Raw genomic sequence first — 18,836 nt, forward strand, 5'->3', positions numbered from 1 at the left:
GCCGTCTCGTTGTCGTGGTACGGCATTTGGGCCGCTGGGGAGGGGCCCCCTACACTGGCGGCCATGACGACTCCCGGCGACCAGCCGCACACGCCCGGCCCGCCCCCGCCCCCCGGCGCCGGCGGAGCCCAGGGCCAGCCCGGCCAGGGCCAGCCGCAGTCCGGCTACCAGGCGCCCGGTTACCAGCAAGCTCCCCAGCTGACCGGCGCCGAGCGCTACCACCTCAACGTCATGGGGCAGGACTACGGGCCCTACGACCTCACCCAGCTCGCCGGCATGGCCGTCGGCGGTCAGCTCAAGGGCGACACCCCGGTGCGCGCCGAGGGCCAGCAGACGTGGTTCCCCGCGTCGCAGGTGCCCGGGCTCTTCTCCAGCCGCGAGTGGATGACCACCCTGCTGCTGTCGATCTTCGTCGGTGGCTTCGGTGTCGACCGCTTCTACCTCGGCCAGACCGGGCTGGGCGTGCTCAAGCTCGTCACCTGCGGTGGTCTGACCGTCTGGACCCTCATCGACATCATCCTCGTGGTGACCCGCAAGATGGTCGACGTCGACGGGCGGCCGCTGCGATGACCCAGCAGACCGGCGGGCAGGTGCACTTCGCACGCGGCGTGAGCATCGCCGAGCGGACCATCATGCCGATCCTCGCCGTCATGAGTCTCGCGGGTCTGGTCATCGCCCGGCTGTGGCCGGTCCAGTCCGTCGAGTCGGGTGCTCCGACCTGTCTCCTGCGCATCGCGACCGGCCTGCCCTGTCCCGGGTGCGGCATGACCCGTTCGTGGGTCCACCTCGCCCACGGCAACGTCGGTACCGCTTTCGAGTACAACTTCTTCGGTCCGATCGCGATGGTGGCGGCCGCCGGCATCGTCCTGTGGACGGTCTACGCGCTGATCCGTCGGATCCCCACCGGCGCCCTCTTCGATCGGCTCAACCCACGCCTCCTCATCGCGCTCACCGTGGTCTGGCTGGGCTACTCCCTGGTCCGCGCGGTCAGCATCGGCCTGGGCCAGGACTACTTCGCGCTCGTCGTCGCCTGAGGCGCGCGCATAGCCCGCTGGCGCGCGGGCTACGATGGACACCCGCACCACCGAGACGAAGGACCCCCCTCCCGTGAGCTCCCTCAACGTCGAACTCGTCGCCGCCGACCGCAAGGTCTGGTCCGGCGAGGCCAGCATGGTCCGCGCCCGCAGCACCGAGGGCGAGATCGGCATCATGCCCGGTCACACCCCGCTGCTCGGCGTGCTGATCGAGGGTGACATCGTCATCCACACCACCGAAGGTGGGGACCAGGCCGCCACGATCGACGGTGGCTTCCTGTCCGTCGACCACGACAACGTCACGATCGTCGCCGAGACCGTCCAGACCCCGGCCAAGGCCTGACGCACGTTTCATGTCCACCCTGCAGGCGGTCGAGCTCGTCCTGCTCGCAGGGTGTCTGCTCCTCGCGCTGTGGCTGGTGCTGGTGTGGCTGCGTCGCCGTTCCCTCGCCGCCCACGGCCCCGTCTGCCCCTGCGCGGTCAAGCTGCCCGAGTCGCCCCGATGGCGACTCGGGTTTCTGCGTCTCGGGTCGGACCGGCTCGACTGGTTCAGCGTCGGAAGAGTGACGACGCACCCGACGATGACCTGGCTGCGTGAGGGCCTGGAGATCTCCACCCCGCAGTCGGGCGAGACCGTCTCGATCCCGGGCCTCGACGGTGCCCTCTCGGTGACGCTCAGCGGCCGTGACGGGGTGCTCGCCCGCCTCGCGGTCGAGCCGAAGATCTACCCGGCGATCCGCTCCTGGCTGGAGTCGGCGCCGCCGGGCCACAACGTCAACGTGACCTGAGCCCCCCTTCGCCTCTCCTCACGGTCGTGCGTCCTTGGTGGGGCGCTCCTCGCGGCCACCGCCGGGCTGCCAGAGCACGTCGCCGCCGATCGGCAGGTTGGCCACCCGGGCGAGGATGAAGAGCAGGTCCGACAGGCGGTTGAGATAGGTCGTCGTCAGGGGGTTGACCCCGCCGGTGCCGCGCTCGTCGGCCGTCTCGGTGCCGTACTCCTCCCGGGCCGCCCACGCCGAGCGCTCCGCGCGCCGCACGACGGTCGTCGCGTGGTGCAGGTGGGCGGAGCCGGCAGTGCCGCCGGGCAGGATGAAGGAGCGCAGCTTGTCGACCTGGGTGAGGTAGCGGTCGCAGTCGGCCTCGAGCTCGTCGATCCACTCCTGCTTGACCCGCAGCGGTGGGTACTCGGGGTCGGCCTGCAGCGGCGTCGACAGGTCGGCGCCGAGGTCGAAGAGGTCATTTTGCACCCGGGTGAGGGTCGCGACGACCTCGTCGGTCAGGCCGCCGGTGGCCACGGCGACACCGATGACGGCATTGGCCTCGTTGGCGTCGGCGTAGGCCTGCAGACGGGAGTCGGTCTTGCTCGTGCGGCTGAAGTCGCCGAGCGCGGTCGTCCCCTCGTCGCCGGTGCGGGTGTAGATCCTCGTGAGGTTGACCATGGCGTCATCGTCGCAGACCCCCGCGAGCGCCGTCCCGGGGTCGTCCGGATGGTGGCGCGAAGGGGGAGTCCTGACCTGACACTGGTCATGGCGTGATGACATCGTGATTGGCAGGTGCAACCCCGGCGGTGTTTCGCACGTCACACTGGGTGACAACGGTTCACGCAGGGGAAAGCAGGTAGCCGTCATGAGCGCAACGACCGCGCTGTCGCCCGTGGGTGGCGCAGGGACCACCCGCGTCCGAGTTCATGTGCCCTTCGACCTGCGGCACAGCGCAGACCTACGGCAGGAGCTGGTCACCGCCGTGCGCGAAGGGGGTGACCTGGTCCTCGTGGACATCTCCGAGTCGACCGTGGTGGACCAGGTCGGCTTCGCGACGCTCGTCGCGGCGCATGCGCGCGCGGCGCGTGCCGGACGTCGCCTGCGCTACGTCGGGGCCGACGAGCGGACCACGCGCCTGCTGCGTCGGGCCGGGCTGGTGCGCCTCCTGCACGAGACGCCGTCGCCGGCCCTCGCGCTGCGCCGCCGCACCGTCGCGGTCTGAGCGCGCGCGGCCGCGCCGCCGCACCTGGACTCCCGGCGTCGAGACGGCGGGAGGACTGCACGGTGACGAGCGAGACGGCGGGGCGCTACCCATGGCGCTGGTCACCGACCGCATCGGGTGACGTCGGCCCCCTTCGCCTGCGGGGTGGTGCGCCCGGGTGTGGCGTCATTCACCGCGGACAGGCCTACGCCACGCCGGGGCGCGCGGGTACCTTGCCACCTATGGCCGACAGCACCGATGCCCCCACGCCCGCAGCCGAGGCAGCCCGTCCCGAGCGCGACCGCCCTTGGGTGATGCGGACCTATGCCGGGCACTCCAGCGCGGCCGCGTCCAACGAGCTCTACCGCCGCAACCTCGCCAAGGGCCAGACCGGTCTGTCGGTGGCCTTCGACCTGCCGACGCAGACCGGTTACGACCCCGACCACGTGCTCAGCCGGGGCGAGGTCGGCAAGGTGGGCGTGCCGATCAGCCACATCGGTGACATGCGTCGGCTCTTCGACCAGATCCCGCTCGGCGAGATGAACACCTCGATGACGATCAACGCCGTCGCGATGTACATGCTCGCGCTCTACCAGGTCGCCGCCGAGGAGCAGGCCGAGGCCGCGGGGGAAGACCCGGCCGAGGTGCGTGCCCGGCTGGCCGGCACGACGCAGAACGACATCATCAAGGAGTACCTGAGCCGCGGGACCTATGTCTTCCCGCCCGGGCCCTCGATGCGCCTCATCACCGACATGGTGACCTACACCGTCGGCGAGATCCCCAAGTGGAACCCCACCAACATCTGCAGCTACCACCTGCAGGAGGCCGGGGCGACGCCGGTGCAGGAGATCGCCTACTCGATGTCGACGGCGATCGCCGTGCTCGACGCCGTCAAGGCGTCCGGCCGGGTGCCCGACGAGGACTTCGGCAAGGTCGTCGCCCGCATCTCCTTCTTCGTCAACGCCGGCGTGCGCTTCATCGAGGAGATGTGCAAGATGCGCGCCTTCGTCGAGCTGTGGGACGAGATCACCCGCGAGCGCTACGGCGTCACCGACGCCAAGCAGCGCCGCTTCCGCTACGGCGTCCAGGTCAACAGCCTCGGCCTGACCGAGGCCCAGCCGGAGAACAACGTCCAGCGCATCGTGCTCGAGATGCTCGCCGTCACGCTGAGCAAGGACGCCCGGGCCCGCGCGGTCCAGCTGCCCGCGTGGAACGAGGCGCTCGGCCTGCCCCGCCCGTGGGACCAGCAGTGGGCGCTGCGCCTGCAGCAGGTCCTCGCCTTCGAGTCCGACCTGCTCGAGTACGACGACCTCTTCACCGGCTCGCCGGTCGTCGAGCGCAAGGTCGCCGAGCTCGTCGAGGGCGCCAAGGCTGAGATCGACCGGATCCAGGAGATGGGCGGTGCAGTGCCGGCCGTCGAGTCGGGTTACATGAAGAACGCGCTCGTCGCCAGCCATTCGCTGCGTCGCCAGCGGATCGAGGCCGGCGAGGACATCGTCGTCGGCGTCAACAAGTTCGAGACCACCGAGCCCAACCCGCTGACCGCCGACCTCGACACCGCGATCCAGACCGTCGACGCCGATGTCGAGGCCAAGGCCGTCGAGGCCGTGCGCGCATGGCGCACCGAGCGCGACGCCGACCCGCAGGCCGCCGCCGACTCGCTCGCCCGCCTCAAGGAGGTCGCGGCGACCGACGACAACCTCATGGAGGCCTCGCTCGTCTGCGCCCGCGCCGGGGTCACCGTCGGGGAGTGGGCCCAGGCGCTGCGTGAGGTCTTCGGTGAGTTCCGCGCTCCCACGGGGGTCTCCGGGTCGGTCGGCGTCGCCGACGGCGGCTCGGCGGACCTCGTCGAGGTGCGCTCGCGGGTGGCCGCGACGGGCGAGGAGCTCGGCGAGCGGCTGCGCGTCCTCGTCGGCAAGCCCGGCCTTGACGGCCACTCCAACGGCGCCGAGCAGATCGCCGTGCGGGCGCGTGACGCGGGCTTCGAGGTGGTCTACCAGGGCATCCGGCTGACGCCCGAGCAGATCGTCTCCGCGGCCGTGGCCGAGGACGTTGACCTCGTCGGCGTCTCGATCCTCTCCGGCTCGCACATGGAGCTCGTCCCCGACATCCTCAAGGGCCTCGAGGCCGAGGGTGCCGGTGACATCCCGGTCGTCGTCGGCGGGATCATCCCCGAGTCCGATGCGGCCCGGCTGCGCGAGCTCGGTGTCGCCGCCGTCTTCACGCCCAAGGACTTCGGTCTCAACGAGATCATGGGCTCCTTCGTCGACATCATCCGTGAGCGCCGCGGGCTCCCCGCCCGGGAGACCGTCGACGCGTGAGCAGCGCCCGGGTCTCCTGGCTGCACGCGGTCGTCGCGGTCCCCGTAGCGGCGATCGCCTGGGTCGTCGTCGCCGGTGCGCTGGCGTACACCGGCAGTGACATCGCCTTCTCCGGGCTCGTCGCCTGCGGCGTCGGCGCGGCCATCGGTGCCGCGCTGCTGCCCGTGCCCCGCCCGGCCGCGCGTGGCCTCGGCCTGGGGACGATCGTGACGATGCTCCCGTGCGCGATCGGGCTGGCGATCAGCCTGATGTGACCCGGCGTGGGGCTAGGGTCGAGTGGTGGCCCTGCACTGCCCGGCGACCCTGCTCGTCGCCACCCCACCCCGCGGGGCGAAGGGAGTGGCCTCCCTCGTCGACGCCCTCGCGGGCGAGCGGGTGCTCGCCCTCGTGCGACCACCTGGCCTGGCGGTCGGGGAGGAGCTGGCGCAGCGGCTCGGCGCGCCGCTGGAGGACGAGGAGGGACTCGCGGCCGGCGAGGCCCAGCCGGCCACGCTCGGTGCCATCGCCGACCTGCACCGCGGCGAGACCGTGCTCGTGCTGGCCAGACCACCCGGCGAGGTGACGGACGCCCCCTTCGTCCGGCTGGAGCTGGACTGAACCGGTCAGAAGAGGCGGTGCATGCTCGTGTCGATGCCCTTGAGCTCGTCGTAGTCGAGGGTGACGCAGCGGATGCCGCGGTCCTCGGCCAGGGTGCGCGCCTGCGGCTTGATGACCTGGGCGGCGAAGACACCGGTGACCGGGCGCAGGGCCGGGTCGCGGTTCATCAGCTCGAGGTAGCGGGTCAGCTGCTCGACGCCGTCGATCTCGCCGCGGCGCTTGATCTCGACGGCGACGGAGACGCCCTGGGCGTCCCTGGCGAGGATGTCGACCGGGCCGATGGCCGTCATGTACTCGCGGCGCACGAGCGTGTAGCCCTCGCCGAGGGTCTCGATGTGCTCGGCGAGCAGCTTTTGCAGGTGAGCCTCGACACCGTCCTTGACCAGGCCGGGGTCGACGCCGAGGTCGTGGGCGGAGTCGTGGTGCACCTCGTGGAGCTTGACCCGCAGGCGGTCCTCGGTCTTGGCGTGCTGGACGACCCAGACCGACTCGACCCCCTCGGCGGCCTCGGTCTCGTCGGGCTCGACCTCGGCCATGGAGCACGGCGGGGCCATCCAGTTCAGCGGCTTGTAGGAGCCGCCGTCGCTGTGGACGAGGACCGATCCGTCGGCCTTGACCATGAGCAGGCGGGTCGCCAGGGGCAGGTGGGCGTTGAGCCGCCCCTCGTAGTCGACACTGCACGTCGCAATCACCACTCGCACCCCGCAGACCCTACGCGCACCACGGGTTCGCGCGTGATCGACCCTGTGCGGACCGTCACGCCGCGAACCCCTACCCGGGGGGTCAGGTGGACTGCGATAGTGCTCGTCATGTCAGACTCCCGCGCCCTTGCAGACGCCCTTGTCTTCCCGTACCTGAACCACGCCGCCTCGATGTTCGACGAGCAGTACGCCTCGCGTGAGGACCTCGACAACGGCATGCGCTTCGGCTGCGGCCTGCCCAAGGGGCCGCTCACCGTCATCGACGAGCTCGGCCTCGAGACCGTCCGCGACGCGCTCGCCGCGCGCTTCGAGCAGACGGGCGACCCGCGTCACCAGCCCAGCGCCGCCATCGAGCGACTCATCGCCGAGGGGCGCACCGGCAAGGCGGCCGGCAAGGGCTTCTACACCTACGAGGGTGACGAGGTCGTCGCCGACGAGCTGACCCCGGCCGCGACCGGGCAGGGCGCCGCCCGCCCGGTCAAGACGGTCGGCGTCGTCGGCTCCGGCACCATGGCGAGCGGCATCGTCGAGGTCTTCGCGGCGAACGGCTTCCCCGTGACCTACATCGCGCGCACCCAGGACAAGGTCGACGCCGTCGCCGCCAAGATCGCCAAGAACCTCGCCCGCCAGGTCGACAAGGGTCGGCTCGAGCAGGGCGACGCCGACGCGATCCTCGGCCGCCTCACCGGCGCGACCGAGCGCGAGGCCCTCGGTGACGTCGACATCGTCGTCGAGGCCATCGCCGAGGAGATCGGCATCAAGAACCAGCTCTTCGCCGACCTCGACCGCATCTGCAAGCCCGGGGCCGTCCTCGCGACGACGACCTCCTCGCTGTCCATCGCCGACCTCGCCGCCCAGACGAAGCGCCCCCAGGACGTCGTCGGCATGCACTTCTTCAACCCCGCGCCGGTGATGAAGCTCGTCGAGGTCATCAACCACCCGACGACCGGTCAGGACGTGCTCGACACGGTCCTCGACCTGTGCCGCAGCACCTGCAAGGTCGCCGTCAGCTGCGCCGACCGCGCCGGTTTCATCGTCAACGCGCTGCTCTTCCCCTACCTCAACGACGCCATCAAGGCGCACGAGGAGGGCGCAGAGATCGACACGGTCGACGGAGCGATCACCGAGCACTACGGCTACCCGATGGGGCCCTTCGCCCTGCTCGACGTCGTCGGCAACGACGTCGCCCTGGCGATCGAGGAGGAGCTCCTCGCGGAGTTCAAGCACGAGTCGCTCACCCCGGCCCGGCTGCTGCGCGAGGTCGTCGCCGCCGGCAAGCTCGGCCGCAAGACCGGTGAGGGCTTCCGCACCTACTGATCGCCGCGCACGAACTCATCCGCAGGCCTTCTTCATCCCTCCGGGGACGAAGGGGGCCTGCGCTGGGCATCGTGGATCACGACGTTTGCCAGACTGGAGTCATGCCCCGCAGCAACCGCCGTCGCCGTGACGAGCACCGACCGCTCGCGCTGGGCCGGGCACCGCAGACGCGGGAGACGTGGATGGGCCGCGCGTGGATCGTGCGGCGGCTCACCGGGCAGACCTCCGAGCGCACCTACACGTGCCCCGGGTGCACGCACGAGATCCGACCGGGGACGCCCCACGTCGTCGTCTGGCCCGACGACGGGCTCGGGGGAGCGGACGACCGACGGCACTGGCACTCGCGCTGCTGGCAGGCGCGCGACCAAGGGCGCTACGGACGCTGAGGGGGCTGGCCCGCTCGGGCCGCCCCGTCGATCCGCGGGCCGAGAAGTCCTGACATGGCCGGGATATCTGCTCCGGGCCGTGCAATTGCGCGGTCATCAGCGGATTTCCCGGCCAGCACCGGATATCCCGGCCTGACCCTTCGAGACGGCCGCGGGCGGCCTCCTCAGGGACCGACAGCAAGACGGCCGCGGGCGGCCTCTTCTGGATCGAAAAGCTGTTGGTGCACTACCTGCACGGTGCAACAATCGACCGGTGCTCATCAGCCTCGTGCGCCGCCATCTGAGCGGCACGGGCGGCCGGGTCCTGCTGCTCCTCGTCCTGCAGCTCGCCGCGACCCTCGCCTCCCTCTACCTGCCCAGCCTCAACGGCGAGATCATCGACAACGGTGTGGCGACCGGCGACACCGGCTACATCGTGCGCCACGGCGGCGTCATGCTCGCCGTCTCCGTCGTCCAGATCGTCGCGACCATCGCCGCGACGTGGATCGGGGCCGGCCTGTCGGCGACGATGGCCGCGCGGCTGCGCGCGGCCGTCTTCTCGCGGGTGGGCAGCTTCAGCGCCCAGGAGGTCGCCCGCTTCGGCGCCCCGACGCTCATCTCGCGCACGACCAATGACGTCACCCAGGTGCAGACAGTCACCAACATGGCGCTGACGATGATGGTCACCGCGCCGATGATGATGATCGGCGGCGTGATCATGGCCCTGCGCGAGGACATCGGTCTCAGCTGGCTCGTCGCGGTCGCGGTGCCGCTGCTCGCCGTGTCGGTGGGTCTGGTGATCCGGGCGATGATTCCCAACTTCCGCCGCATGCAGACGAGCGTCGACACCGTCAACCGGATCCTGCGCGAGCAGATCACCGGCGTGCGGGTGGTGCGTGCCTTCGTGCGCGAAGGGAGCGAACGCGAGCGCTTCGAGGTGGCCAACACCGAGTACACGGCCTCCGCGGTCGCCGTGGGCCGCCTCATGTCGCTCGCCTTCCCGATCGTCATGCTGATCCTCAACCTCTCGACCGTCGCCGTCCTGTGGTTCGGTGCGCACCGGATCGAGAGCGGGCAGATGCAGATCGGTGCCCTCACCGCCTTCATGACCTATCTCATGCAGATCCTCATGTCGGTGATGATGGCGACCTTCATGTCGATGATGCTGCCGCGGGCTGCCGTCTCCGCCGGGCGCATCGACGAGGTGCTGTCGACCGAGTCGAGCGTCGTCCCGCCGAGCGAGCCCCGGCCGATGGTCGAGCAGCGACCCTCCGTCGTCCTCGAGGGCGTGGAGTTCTCCTACCCGGGTGCCGACTCGCCCGTGCTGTGCGACGTGGACCTGCGGGCCGAGCCCGGCCGCACGACGGCGATCATCGGGTCGACGGGCGCCGGCAAGACGACGCTGCTCGACCTCGTGCCCCGACTGCACGACGTCACGGGCGGGCGGGTCCTCGTCGGTGGGGTCGACGTGCGTGAGCAGGACCCGGCCCTGCTGTGGTCGAGCATCGCGGTCGTCCCGCAGAAGGCCTTCCTCTTCAGCGGGACCATCGCCTCCAACCTGCGCCAGGCCAAGCCCGACGCGAGCGACGACGAGCTGTGGGAGGCGCTGCGCGTGGCGCAGGCCGAGGACTTCGTCCGGGCTCTCGACGGAGGTCTCGAGGCACCCGTCGCCCAGGGCGGCACCAACCTCTCCGGCGGGCAGCGTCAGCGCCTGTCCATCGCCCGCGCGATCGTGCGGCGGCCGGCGATCTACCTCCTCGACGACTCCTTCTCCGCGCTCGACCTGACGACCGATGCCAGGCTGCGGGCCGCCCTTCGTCCCGTCGTCACCGACAGCGTCGTCATCGTCGTCGCCCAACGCGTCTCGTCGATCGTCGACGCCGACCACATCGTCGTCCTCGACGACGGCCGGGTCGTCGGCGACGGCACCCACGACGAGCTCCTCGCGAGCTGCCCAACCTATGTCGAGATCGTCGAGTCCCAGGCTTCGCGGGAGGAGGCCGCATGAGCGCGAGCGAAGTTCCCACCGCGGAGGAGAAGGCGGCCCAGGCCCGAAGGGGACCGGGCGCCGCCGCGCGTCGCGGACCGATGCAGATGGGCACTCCGGGGGAGAAGTCGAAGAACTTCCTCCCTTCGGCGCAGCGCCTGCTCGGCCGGCTGCGCCCGCAACGCTCCCGCGTGCTCACGGCGATCGTCCTGACCGTCGTCTCCGTCGGGCTGAGCGCGGTCGGTCCACTCGTGCTCGCCCGGGCGACCGACCGGATCTTCGCCGGGTGGATCGGCGCGGAGCTGCCCGCCCGCGTCCCCCTCGACACGATCGTCGAGCAGCTGCGGGCGAAGGGGGAGGACCGCCAGGCCGACATGCTCGCGGCCATGCCGCACCTCGTCCCGGGGCAGGGCATGGACTTCGGGGCCATCGGTCACATCCTGCTGCTCGCGCTCGGGCTCTACGTCGTCGCCGCGGTGCTGTCGTGGCTGCAGGGGCGGGTCATCGTCCACGCGGTCAACCGGGTGGTCTTCGACCTGCGCGCCGAGGTCGAGGCCAAGCTGCACCGGCTGCCGCTGCCGTACTTCGACAAGCAGCCGCGCGGTGAGGTGCTCAGCCGGGTGACCAACGACATCGACAACGTCGCGCAGTCGCTGCAGCAGACCCTCAGCCAGCTGCTGACGAGCCTCATCACGGTCGTCGCGATGGTCGCGATGATGGTGTGGATCTCCCCGCTGCTCTCGCTCATCGCCCTCGTGACGATCCCGATCTCGATCGTGCTCACCGGCGCGATCGGCAAGCGGAGCCAGCGGCACTTCATCCAGCAGTGGACGTCCACCGGCGAGCTCAGCTCGGTCATCGAGGAGACCTACACGGGCCACTCGCTCGTCAAGGTCTACGGGCGGCAGGCGGAGGTCGACGCGGCCTTCGCCGAGCGCAACGAACAGCTGCGGTCGGCAGGCTTCGGCGCGCAGTTCGTCAGCGGCATCATCATGCCGGCGATGATGTTCGTCGGGAACCTCAACTATGTCGTCATCGCCGTCGTCGGTGGCCTGCGGGTCGCCTCCGGCACGATGACCCTCGGTGACGTGCAGGCCTTCATCCAGTACTCGCGGCAGTTCACCCAGCCGCTCACCCAGGTCGCGTCGATGGCCAACCTCATGCAGTCGGGGGTGGCGTCGGCCGAGCGGGTCTTCGAGGTGCTCGACGCGCCGGAGCAGGTCGAGGACCCGGAGGAGCCGGCCGCCCGAGGCGACGGGCACGGGCGGGTCGCCTTCGAGGACGTCTCCTTCAGCTACGACCCGGCGAAGCCGCTCATCGAGGGCCTCGACCTCGTCGTCGAGCCGGGCCAGACCGTCGCGATCGTCGGGCCGACCGGTGCCGGCAAGACGACGCTGGTCAACCTCACCATGCGCTTCTACGAGCTCGACTCCGGGCGGATCACCATCGACGGCGTCGACATCACGACCATGTCGCGCGCCGAGCTGCGCTCGCGCACCGGCATGGTCCTGCAGGACACGTGGCTCTTCAGCGGGACGATCGGCGACAACATCGCCTACGGGCGGCCGGGCGCGACCCGCGAGCAGGTGCGGGCCGCCGCGGAGGCGACTTACGTCGACCGCTTCGTGCACTCGCTGCCCGACGGCTACGACACCCACCTCGACGACGAGGGCGGCAACATCTCCGCCGGGGAGAAGCAGCTGCTGACGATCGCGCGCGCCTTCCTCGCCGACCCGAGCCTGCTGATCCTCGACGAGGCGACGAGCTCGGTCGACACCCGTACGGAGCGCCTCGTGCAGCAGGCGATGGCCGCGCTGCGCGGCGACCGGACGAGCTTCGTCATCGCGCACCGGCTCTCGACCATCCGCGACGCGGATCTCATCGTCGTCATGGAGGACGGGCACATCGCCGAGCAGGGCACGCACGAGAGCCTGCTCGCGGCCGAGGGCGCCTACGCCCGCCTCTACCGCAGCCAGTTCGCCGCCGCCGTGACGGAGCTGGACACCGCGGTCAGCCTCGCCTGAGGGGTGCCGCGCAGCCGTCCCACTTCGTCCGGAGTGGGCGCTCCCGGAGAGGGGGTGGGCGCGCTGCCGACGTCCTTCGTGATCCCGTGGTCCGGTTGTCGTTCACGACGTCGGCTTGACGCTGCGCCGACCCTCCTCGTCGTCCGCTCCCTTCGCTGCGGGCCATCTCAACCGAGCCCGGTGGCATTGGTGTCACCTGGTTGCCCCTCTCACGTCAGCCAGGTGACCACAACGCCACCAGGTGACACCAACGACGCCGAGCACGCCCCCTTCGTCCGCAGGCTCCACACATGACGAAGGGGGCCGCACCGGTGATCCGGTGCAGCCCCCTTCGTGTGGTGCTGGTGCGGTCAGACCGCCTGGAAGCGGTTGATCTGCTTCTCGAACTTCGCGCGCTTCTCGGTGTCGGTGACACCCAGGCCCGGCTCGGGGGCGAGCGCGAGGACGCCGACCTTGCCCTGGTGCTTGTTGTGGTGTACGTCGAGGGTCGCCTGGCCGACCTCCTCGAGCTTGTAGGTCTTGCTGAGGGTCGGGTGGACGAGACCGCGGTTGATCAGCTCGTTGGCCTCCCACGACTCGCGGTAGTTGGCGAAGTGGCTGGAGATGATGCTCTTGAGGTTCATCCACAGGTAGCGGTTGTCGTACTCGTGCATGTAGCCCGAGGTCGACGCGCAGGTGACGATCTTGCCGCCCTTGCGGGTGACGTAGACCGAGGCGCCGAAGGTCTCGCGGCCGGGGTGCTCGAAGACGATGTCGACGTCGTGGCCACCCGTGAGCTCACGGATCTTCTTGCCGAGGCGCTGCCACTCCTTGGGGTTCTGCTCGGTGTTGTCGTCGTTCCAGAACTTGTAGCCCTCGGCGTTGCGGTCGATGATCAGCTCGGCGCCCATGTCGCGGCAGATCTGGGCCTTCTCGGGGGAGGAGACGACGCAGATCGGGGTCGCGCCGGCCGCCAGGGCCATCTGCGTGGCGTAGGAACCGAGGCCACCCGAGGCGCCCCAGATGAGCACGCGGTCGCCGAGCTTGAGCGAGGCGCCGTTCTTGGAGATCAGCTGGCGGTAGGCGGTGGAGTTGACCAGACCGGGGGAGGCGGACTCCTCCCAGGTGAGGTGCTCCGGCTTGGGCATGAGCTGGTTGGCCTTGACGATGGCCAGCTCGGCGAGGCCACCGAAGTTGGTCTCGAAGCCCCAGATGCGCTGCTGCGGGTCCATCATCGTGTCGTCGTGGCCGTCGGCGTCCTCGAGCTCGACGGACAGGCAGTGGGCGACGACCTCCTGGCCGGGCTTCCACTTCGAGACGTGGCCGCCGGTGCGCAGGACGACGCCGGAGAGGTCGGAGCCGACGATGTGGTACGGCAGGTCGTGACGCTTGGAGTACTTGTTGAGCCGGCCGTAGCGCTCGAGGAAGCCGAAGGTCGAGACCGGCTCGAAGATCGAGGTCCACACGGTGTTGAAGTTGATCGCGCTGGCCATGACGGCGACGAGCGCCTCGTCGGGGGCGAGCTCGGGGATCGGCACGTCGTCGATGTGCAGCGACTTGCGCGGGTCCTTGTCGCGGCTCTGCAGACCCTTGAACATCTCGACCTCGTCCTTGTGGACGGTCGTCGCGCGGTAGGTGTCCGGCAGGGGGAGGTTGGCGTAGGTCTCTTCGCTGCGGTCACCGGAGAGGATCGCGTCGCGGATCTGGTCGATTGCCATTGAAGGGGGCTCCTCGGCCTCGTCGGGGATGTCGGGGTAATGCGTCTGCGTGCAACCTAGGTCGTCACGGAGCCGAGGGGGACGGACTCATGACTGAGTTCACACGGCAGGGTGTGGTGCCTGCCCACCTGGCGGACAGCATCGGTGCCCATCGTGTCCCGTCCACCGCGCTGGCGACGGACGTGCGGCCGTGACCTCCCTCTCACAGCCTCGGCACGGGCGGTGGCCCGGCCGTGTCATGGCACTCCCGGACCGGCGCCGACCCCTGCCCTCCTCGGCAGCGGCCTGAGCGCCCAGGCGGCGCCGACGGCCAGCACGGCGACGGCCGGGACCTCGGGGACCCAGGCCACTTCGGCTGCGTGGTCCTGCCCGGCCTACCGCCTGTGCGTGTGGACCGGCAAGAACGGCACCGGCACCCGAGCGGTCTTCAAGTACGGCGACGTCAACCTCGCCGACAGCGTGGGCCCGCGCGGGATGAACAACAAGATCAGCAGCTACCGCAACCGCACCGGTCGCACCTGGAGCTTCCACAACTACACCAACGACAACGGCACGACGCGCTACGCCCACCCCGTGGACCTACGGCAACGTCGGCTCGACGATGGACAACAAGGCCTCGTCGATCAAGCGTCGCTGACCACGGCACGACGAAGGGGACGTGGCACCGGTTCGTCCGGTGCCACGCCCCCTTCGTCGTGGTGTCTCGTCGCGGCGTCGACGTCAGTGGGCGGCGTCGGCGGCCGGCTCGACGAGCTCGACGAGGATGCCGCGCGCGTCCTTGGGGTGGATGAAGTTGACCCGGGAGTTGCTCGTGCCGCGCTTGGGGGTGTCGTAGAGCAGGCGCAGGCCGCGCTCGCGCAGGGTTGCGCACACGGCGTCGATGTCCTCGACGCGGTAGGCGAGCTGCTGGATGCCCTGGCCGTTGCGGTCGAGGAACTTCGCGATCGTCGACTCGGGGGAGAGCGGCGCCAGCAGTTGGATGCACGAGCCCGAGGCGCCGACGCGCATCATCGCCTCGCGCACGCCCTGCTCCTCGTTGACCTCCTCGTGGGCGAGCTCCATGCCGTAGGAGTCGCGGTAGAAGGCGATGGCCTCGTCGAGGTCGGGGACGGCGACGCCCACGTGGTCGATGGCGGTGAAGAGATCGGTCATGTCGGCAGCCTAGAGAGCCGAAGGGGGGCGGCGCGCCCCCCTTCGGCTGTGGCCTGTCCCACCCGCGCGGGGCGGTCAGCAGCGGACGCGCTCCTCGTCGCCACCGGGCCAGCCGGTGGTGATCGGCCCGGTCCGGCGATCCGGCCGAATGGCGTCTAGCGGGTGGAATGCTGCCCGAGCGCCCGACGGGCGACCACCCGTGCACGGTGGCAATCCTGTGCCGCTCGTGCGCAGCCGGATCTTCCAGCTCGCGGCGGGCGTCCTTCGGCGCCCACGTCCTCAGGGGGCGCGCCCTCACCGCCCCGGTCGTCGCACTCTTCGAGCAGCACTGGGCCACCGGTGCCCACTACACGGCCGTCGACGCCGGCCGCGACGTCTCCACCGAGCGGGTCCGACAGGTCGTCGCCCTCCTCGCCCGCGGCATGAAGGACGAGGCGGTCGCCCGTCGCCTCGGGGTCTCCACCCGCACGATGCGTCGACTCGTCGCCGCGACGATGGACGAGCTGGGGGCCCAGAGCCGCTTCGAGGCGGGGATCGAGGCGGTGCGGTGCGGCTTCGTCGAATGACCGGTCATGTGTCGTGCCCCACCCGGGCAGGGCTGCCCTCCCTTCGTCCTCGTCGCTAGGGTGAGCGCAAGCCGTGGCGCCGGGACCGGTGCCGCGAGACCACACACCGTTGTTGGAGGCATCCAGATGTCCGATCGTCCCGTGTCCGTCATCGTCGCCGGGGCCCGCACCCCGATGGGCCGCATGAGCGGCTCCCTCAAGGGCTTCTCCGGCAGCGACCTCGGTGGCTTCGCCATCAAGGGCGCGCTCGACAAGGCCGGCGTCAAGGGCGCGGACGTCGACTACGTGATCATGGGCCAGGTGCTCACCGCGGGCGAGGGCCAGATCCCGGCCCGCCAGGCCGCGATCAAGGGCGGCATCCCCAAGAACGTCCCGGCCCTCACCGTCAACAAGGTCTGCCTCTCGGGCATCGACGCGATCGCGCTCGCCGACCAGCTCATCCGCGCCGGCGAGTTCGACATCGTCGTCGCCGGTGGCCAGGAGTCGATGACCAACGCCCCGCACCTGCTGCCCAAGAGCCGCGAGGGCATCAAGTACGGCGACACCAAGCTCAAGGACTCGATGGCCTACGACGGCCTGCACGACGTCATCACCGACCAGGCGATGGGCGCGCTCACCGAGGGCAAGAACGCCGAGGACTCCGCCTTCTCCCGCGAGGAGCAGGACGCCTTCGCCGCCGCGAGCCACCAGAAGGCCGCCCAGGCCTGGGCCGACGGCAAGTTCGCCGACGAGGTCGTCCCGGTCGAGATCCCGCAGCGCAAGGGCGACCCGGTCGTCTTCGACACCGACGAGGGCGTGCGTGGCGACACCACCGCCGAGTCGCTGGGCAAGCTGCGTCCGGCCTTCGCCAAGGACGGCACCATCACCGCCGGCTCCGCCTCGCAGATCTCCGACGGTGCCGCCGCGGTCGTCGTCATGAGCAAGGCCAAGGCCGAGGAGCTCGGGCTGACCTGGCTCGCCGAGATCGGCGCCCACGGCGTCGTCGCCGGCCCGGACTCGACCCTGCAGGCGCAGCCGGCCAATGCCATCGAGGCCGCCGTGGCCAAGGAGGGCATCGCCGTCTCCGACCTCGACGTCGTCGAGATCAACGAGGCCTTCGCGGCCGTCGGCCTGGCCTCGGCCAAGCAGCTGGGTCTGGCCGACGAGCAGGTCAACCCCAACGGTGGCGCCATCGCCATGGGGCACCCGCTCGGCATGTCCGGCGCCCGCATCACCCTCGCCCTCGCCCACGAGCTGAAGCGCCGCGGTGGCGGCGTCGGTGCCGCCGCCCTGTGCGGTGGTGGCGGTCAGGGTGACGCGCTGATCATCCGCGTGCCGAGCGTCTGAGCTTGAGCCGCACGGTCGACGTCCCCGTCCTGGTCGAGGAGGCCAGGGCGGGGACGTCCCGCGCCGTCGGGCGACTCATCTCGCTCGTCGACGACCAGCACCCCGCCCTGCCAGAGGTCATGCGCCTGCTCGCGCCGCACACGGGTCGGGCGCACGTCGTCGGCATCACCGGGGCCCCCGGGGTCGGCAAGTCGACGACGACCAATGCCCTGGTCCGCGAGCTGCGGGCCCGCGGGCAGCGGGTCGCGGTCCTGGCCGTCGACCCCTCGTCGCCCTTCAGTGGTGGGGCGCTGCTCGGCGACCGGATCCGGATGACCGAGTCGGCCGGTGACCCCGACGTGTGGATCCGCTCGCTCGCCAGTCGCGGCCACCTCGGCGGCCTGTCCGTCTCGACGCCGCAGGCCGTGCGCGTGCTCGACGCGGCGGGCTTCGACACGGTGCTCGTCGAGACCGTGGGGGTCGGCCAGTCGGAGGTCGAGATCGCCGGCGCCGCCGACACCACCCTCGTGCTCCTCGCGCCGGGCATGGGCGACGGGATCCAGGCGGCCAAGGCCGGGATCCTCGAGATCGGCGACGTCTTCGTCGTCAACAAGGCCGACCGCGAGGGAGCCGACGCGACCGTGCGCGACCTGCGGCACATGATCCAGCTCGGCGAGGGCACCGCCCCGGGCGGCTGGCGCCGTCGGGTCGTGCGCGCCTCGGCGATGAACGGCGAGGGGGTTGACGACATCGCCGCCGCCGTCACCGACCACCTGCAGCACCTCGCCGCCAGCGGCGCCCTGCGGCGTCGCCGAACCGCCCGTGCGCGCGACGAGATCACCGCCTTGGCCATCGCCCGGCTGCGGGCCCGCATGGGCGACCTCGGGTCCGGCGGTCTGCTCGAGCGGCTCGCCGAGCAGGTCGTGGACGGTGGCCGCGACCCCTTCGCCGCGGTCGACGAGCTGCTCGAGACGCTCGACCTGTCCTCCTGACTCTGCATTGCCCTACGGCAATGCAGAGTCAGGACAGCATTGCCGTAGGGCAATGCAGAGTCCGGCCACCGGGTTGCTGCATTGCCGTAGGGCAATGCGGAGTCAGGGGTGGAGTGACGGCGCAGTGGGGGCAGGCCGGCTGCACGACGAAGGCCGACCGCACGGGATCGTGCGGTCGGCCTCGGTCGTGCCGGGGGCGTGGGTCAGAGGCCCTCGGAGACCCGGATCTCGTCGAAGTTGCCGATGTCGGAGATGGCGCCGATGCAGGTGGGGTTGTAGTCGGTGCTGCCGGAGTCGAGGTAACTGGTGTTGCAAGTGACGTCGTCGATGACGTCACCGTCCTCCATGAAGTAGAAGGTCAGGTAGAAGGAGTCGCTGGACCCGCTGTCGTTGCGCACGGACAGGCCCGAGATGTCGTCGCCGATGACGCTCCAGCCGGACTGGATCGCGGCGCCGCTGACATTGGCGGTGCCGCCCTCGCTGATCGTCGTCGCGCCGGCCGCGTCGGAGTTCTTCGACGAGTTGGCCGAGGAGGTGTAGCTCGAGATCTGGTCATCGGCCTCGTTGACCGCGAAGACGAAGAACCCGCCGACGGAGCAGCAGCACAGGATGATCACTGCGGCGATGATGCCGAGGATCCACCACAGGGTGTTGTCCTTCTTCTGCGGGGCGGCACCGAAGCCGGCAGCACCTGCCGGGGCCTGGTAGGGGTTGGGACCGGCGCCACCGGGCGGCGGCGGGGCTGGATACGACATGGGTGGATCCCCCTGCAAAACGTGGCGTCTGGACCGGGCGAGTGCCCGTGCGCGCCAGTCT

Annotated in this window: 20 protein-coding genes and 1 pseudogene; 16 read left to right on the forward strand and 5 right to left on the reverse strand. The window is 70.6% G+C overall.

The annotated features are described in order from the left end of the window. Positions 1-63: 63 nt before the first annotated feature. The 4 genes from H7A72_RS04235 (at position 64) to H7A72_RS04250 (ending at position 1,822) form a co-directional block, all read left to right on the forward strand. Entirely contained in the window at positions 64-570 is a 507-nt protein-coding gene (locus H7A72_RS04235) for an NINE protein (protein ID WP_223277777.1), read from the forward strand. Continuing rightward, positions 567-1,034 (forward strand): DUF2752 domain-containing protein, encoded by a 468-nt coding sequence (locus tag H7A72_RS04240; protein WP_084449368.1) that lies wholly within the window; start codon positions 567-569, stop codon positions 1,032-1,034. Before H7A72_RS04235 ends, H7A72_RS04240 begins: the two co-directional genes overlap by 4 nt. Positions 1,035-1,107: 73 nt before the next feature. Beyond that, positions 1,108-1,377, forward strand: a complete 270-nt coding sequence (locus H7A72_RS04245) for a F0F1 ATP synthase subunit epsilon (protein WP_084449582.1) — start codon at positions 1,108-1,110, stop codon at positions 1,375-1,377. Positions 1,378-1,387: 10 nt separating this feature from the next. Then, positions 1,388-1,822: a DUF2550 family protein gene (locus tag H7A72_RS04250; RefSeq protein ID WP_185221750.1), complete on the forward strand. Its 435-nt coding sequence runs from the start codon at positions 1,388-1,390 to the stop codon at positions 1,820-1,822. An 18-nt stretch (positions 1,823-1,840) separates the two neighbouring features. On the opposite strand, the gene H7A72_RS04255 is transcribed toward H7A72_RS04250, so the two are convergent. Further along, positions 1,841-2,473, reverse strand: coding sequence for a cob(I)yrinic acid a,c-diamide adenosyltransferase (locus H7A72_RS04255; RefSeq protein ID WP_185221751.1), 633 nt, complete (start codon positions 2,471-2,473; stop codon positions 1,841-1,843). 187 nt (positions 2,474-2,660) lie between these two features. Here H7A72_RS04255 and H7A72_RS04260 point away from each other — a divergent pair, with 187 nt between their 5' ends. The 4 genes from H7A72_RS04260 to H7A72_RS04275 all read left to right on the forward strand — a co-directional run bounded on the left by H7A72_RS04260 (position 2,661) and on the right by H7A72_RS04275 (position 5,914). After that, on the forward strand, positions 2,661-3,017 hold the full coding sequence (locus tag H7A72_RS04260; RefSeq protein ID WP_083546019.1) for an STAS domain-containing protein: 357 nt from the start codon (positions 2,661-2,663) through the stop codon (positions 3,015-3,017). A gap of 293 nt (positions 3,018-3,310) precedes the next feature. Further along, positions 3,311-5,317, forward strand: coding sequence for a protein meaA (locus H7A72_RS04265; protein WP_255494297.1), 2,007 nt, complete (start codon positions 3,311-3,313; stop codon positions 5,315-5,317). Continuing rightward, positions 5,314-5,571, forward strand: coding sequence for a hypothetical protein (locus H7A72_RS04270; protein WP_185221753.1), 258 nt, complete (start codon positions 5,314-5,316; stop codon positions 5,569-5,571). The genes H7A72_RS04265 and H7A72_RS04270 overlap by 4 nt, the downstream gene beginning before the upstream one ends. A gap of 25 nt (positions 5,572-5,596) precedes the next feature. Further along, positions 5,597-5,914 carry a hypothetical protein gene (locus H7A72_RS04275; protein WP_185221754.1) on the forward strand — a complete coding sequence of 106 codons (318 nt, stop codon included), beginning with the start codon at positions 5,597-5,599 and terminating at the stop codon, positions 5,912-5,914. Positions 5,915-5,919: 5 nt separating this feature from the next. On the opposite strand, the gene nucS is transcribed toward H7A72_RS04275, so the two are convergent. Continuing rightward, positions 5,920-6,615, reverse strand: a complete 696-nt coding sequence (gene nucS / locus H7A72_RS04280; RefSeq protein ID WP_084449374.1) for an endonuclease NucS — start codon at positions 6,613-6,615, stop codon at positions 5,920-5,922. A 108-nt stretch (positions 6,616-6,723) separates the two neighbouring features. Between nucS and H7A72_RS04285 the strand changes: the two genes are divergently transcribed. From H7A72_RS04285 to H7A72_RS04300, 4 genes are all read left to right on the forward strand, one after another. Beyond that, positions 6,724-7,932 (forward strand): 3-hydroxyacyl-CoA dehydrogenase NAD-binding domain-containing protein, encoded by a 1,209-nt coding sequence (locus tag H7A72_RS04285; protein WP_185221755.1) that lies wholly within the window; start codon positions 6,724-6,726, stop codon positions 7,930-7,932. 101 nt (positions 7,933-8,033) lie between these two features. Next, entirely contained in the window at positions 8,034-8,318 is a 285-nt protein-coding gene (locus H7A72_RS04290) for a hypothetical protein (RefSeq protein ID WP_072624015.1), read from the forward strand. Between the two features lie 253 nt (positions 8,319-8,571). Then, positions 8,572-10,305, forward strand: a complete 1,734-nt coding sequence (locus H7A72_RS04295) for an ABC transporter ATP-binding protein (RefSeq protein ID WP_185221756.1) — start codon at positions 8,572-8,574, stop codon at positions 10,303-10,305. Beyond that, complete coding sequence (locus tag H7A72_RS04300; RefSeq protein ID WP_370543558.1) at positions 10,302-12,308, forward strand: ABC transporter ATP-binding protein; 2,007 nt, start codon at positions 10,302-10,304, stop codon at positions 12,306-12,308. Before H7A72_RS04295 ends, H7A72_RS04300 begins: the two co-directional genes overlap by 4 nt. A 350-nt stretch (positions 12,309-12,658) precedes the next feature. On the opposite strand, the gene ccrA is transcribed toward H7A72_RS04300, so the two are convergent. Further along, a complete protein-coding gene (gene ccrA, locus H7A72_RS04305; RefSeq protein WP_223277884.1) occupies positions 12,659-13,999 on the reverse strand; it encodes a crotonyl-CoA carboxylase/reductase in 1,341 nt (446 codons plus the stop codon). Between the two features lie 228 nt (positions 14,000-14,227). Here ccrA and H7A72_RS17065 point away from each other — a divergent pair. Beyond that, a pseudogene (locus H7A72_RS17065) lies at positions 14,228-14,548 on the forward strand (peptidase inhibitor family I36 protein); the annotation flags it as partial. A gap of 177 nt (positions 14,549-14,725) precedes the next feature. On the opposite strand, the gene mce reads toward H7A72_RS17065, so the two are convergent. Further along, on the reverse strand, positions 14,726-15,157 hold the full coding sequence (gene mce / locus H7A72_RS04315; protein ID WP_185221758.1) for a methylmalonyl-CoA epimerase: 432 nt from the start codon (positions 15,155-15,157) through the stop codon (positions 14,726-14,728). Positions 15,158-15,363: 206 nt separating this feature from the next. Here mce and H7A72_RS04320 point away from each other — a divergent pair, with 206 nt between their 5' ends. The 3 genes from H7A72_RS04320 to meaB all read left to right on the forward strand — a co-directional run bounded on the left by H7A72_RS04320 (position 15,364) and on the right by meaB (position 18,020). Then, positions 15,364-15,723, forward strand: a complete 360-nt coding sequence (locus H7A72_RS04320) for a response regulator transcription factor (RefSeq protein WP_223277778.1) — start codon at positions 15,364-15,366, stop codon at positions 15,721-15,723. A gap of 126 nt (positions 15,724-15,849) precedes the next feature. After that, on the forward strand, positions 15,850-17,049 hold the full coding sequence (locus H7A72_RS04325; RefSeq protein ID WP_185221760.1) for an acetyl-CoA C-acetyltransferase: 1,200 nt from the start codon (positions 15,850-15,852) through the stop codon (positions 17,047-17,049). 2 nt (positions 17,050-17,051) lie between these two features. Then, on the forward strand, positions 17,052-18,020 hold the full coding sequence (meaB, locus tag H7A72_RS04330; RefSeq protein WP_084449381.1) for a methylmalonyl Co-A mutase-associated GTPase MeaB: 969 nt from the start codon (positions 17,052-17,054) through the stop codon (positions 18,018-18,020). 203 nt (positions 18,021-18,223) lie between these two features. On the opposite strand, the gene H7A72_RS04335 is transcribed toward meaB, so the two are convergent. After that, positions 18,224-18,775 (reverse strand): hypothetical protein, encoded by a 552-nt coding sequence (locus tag H7A72_RS04335; protein WP_185221761.1) that lies wholly within the window; start codon positions 18,773-18,775, stop codon positions 18,224-18,226. Between the last annotated feature and the right edge of the window lie 61 nt (positions 18,776-18,836).

Origin of the sequence: Janibacter sp. YB324 (assembly GCF_014217915.1) — a bacterium.
Taxonomy (GTDB): Bacteria; Actinomycetota; Actinomycetes; order Actinomycetales; family Dermatophilaceae; genus Janibacter; species Janibacter indicus.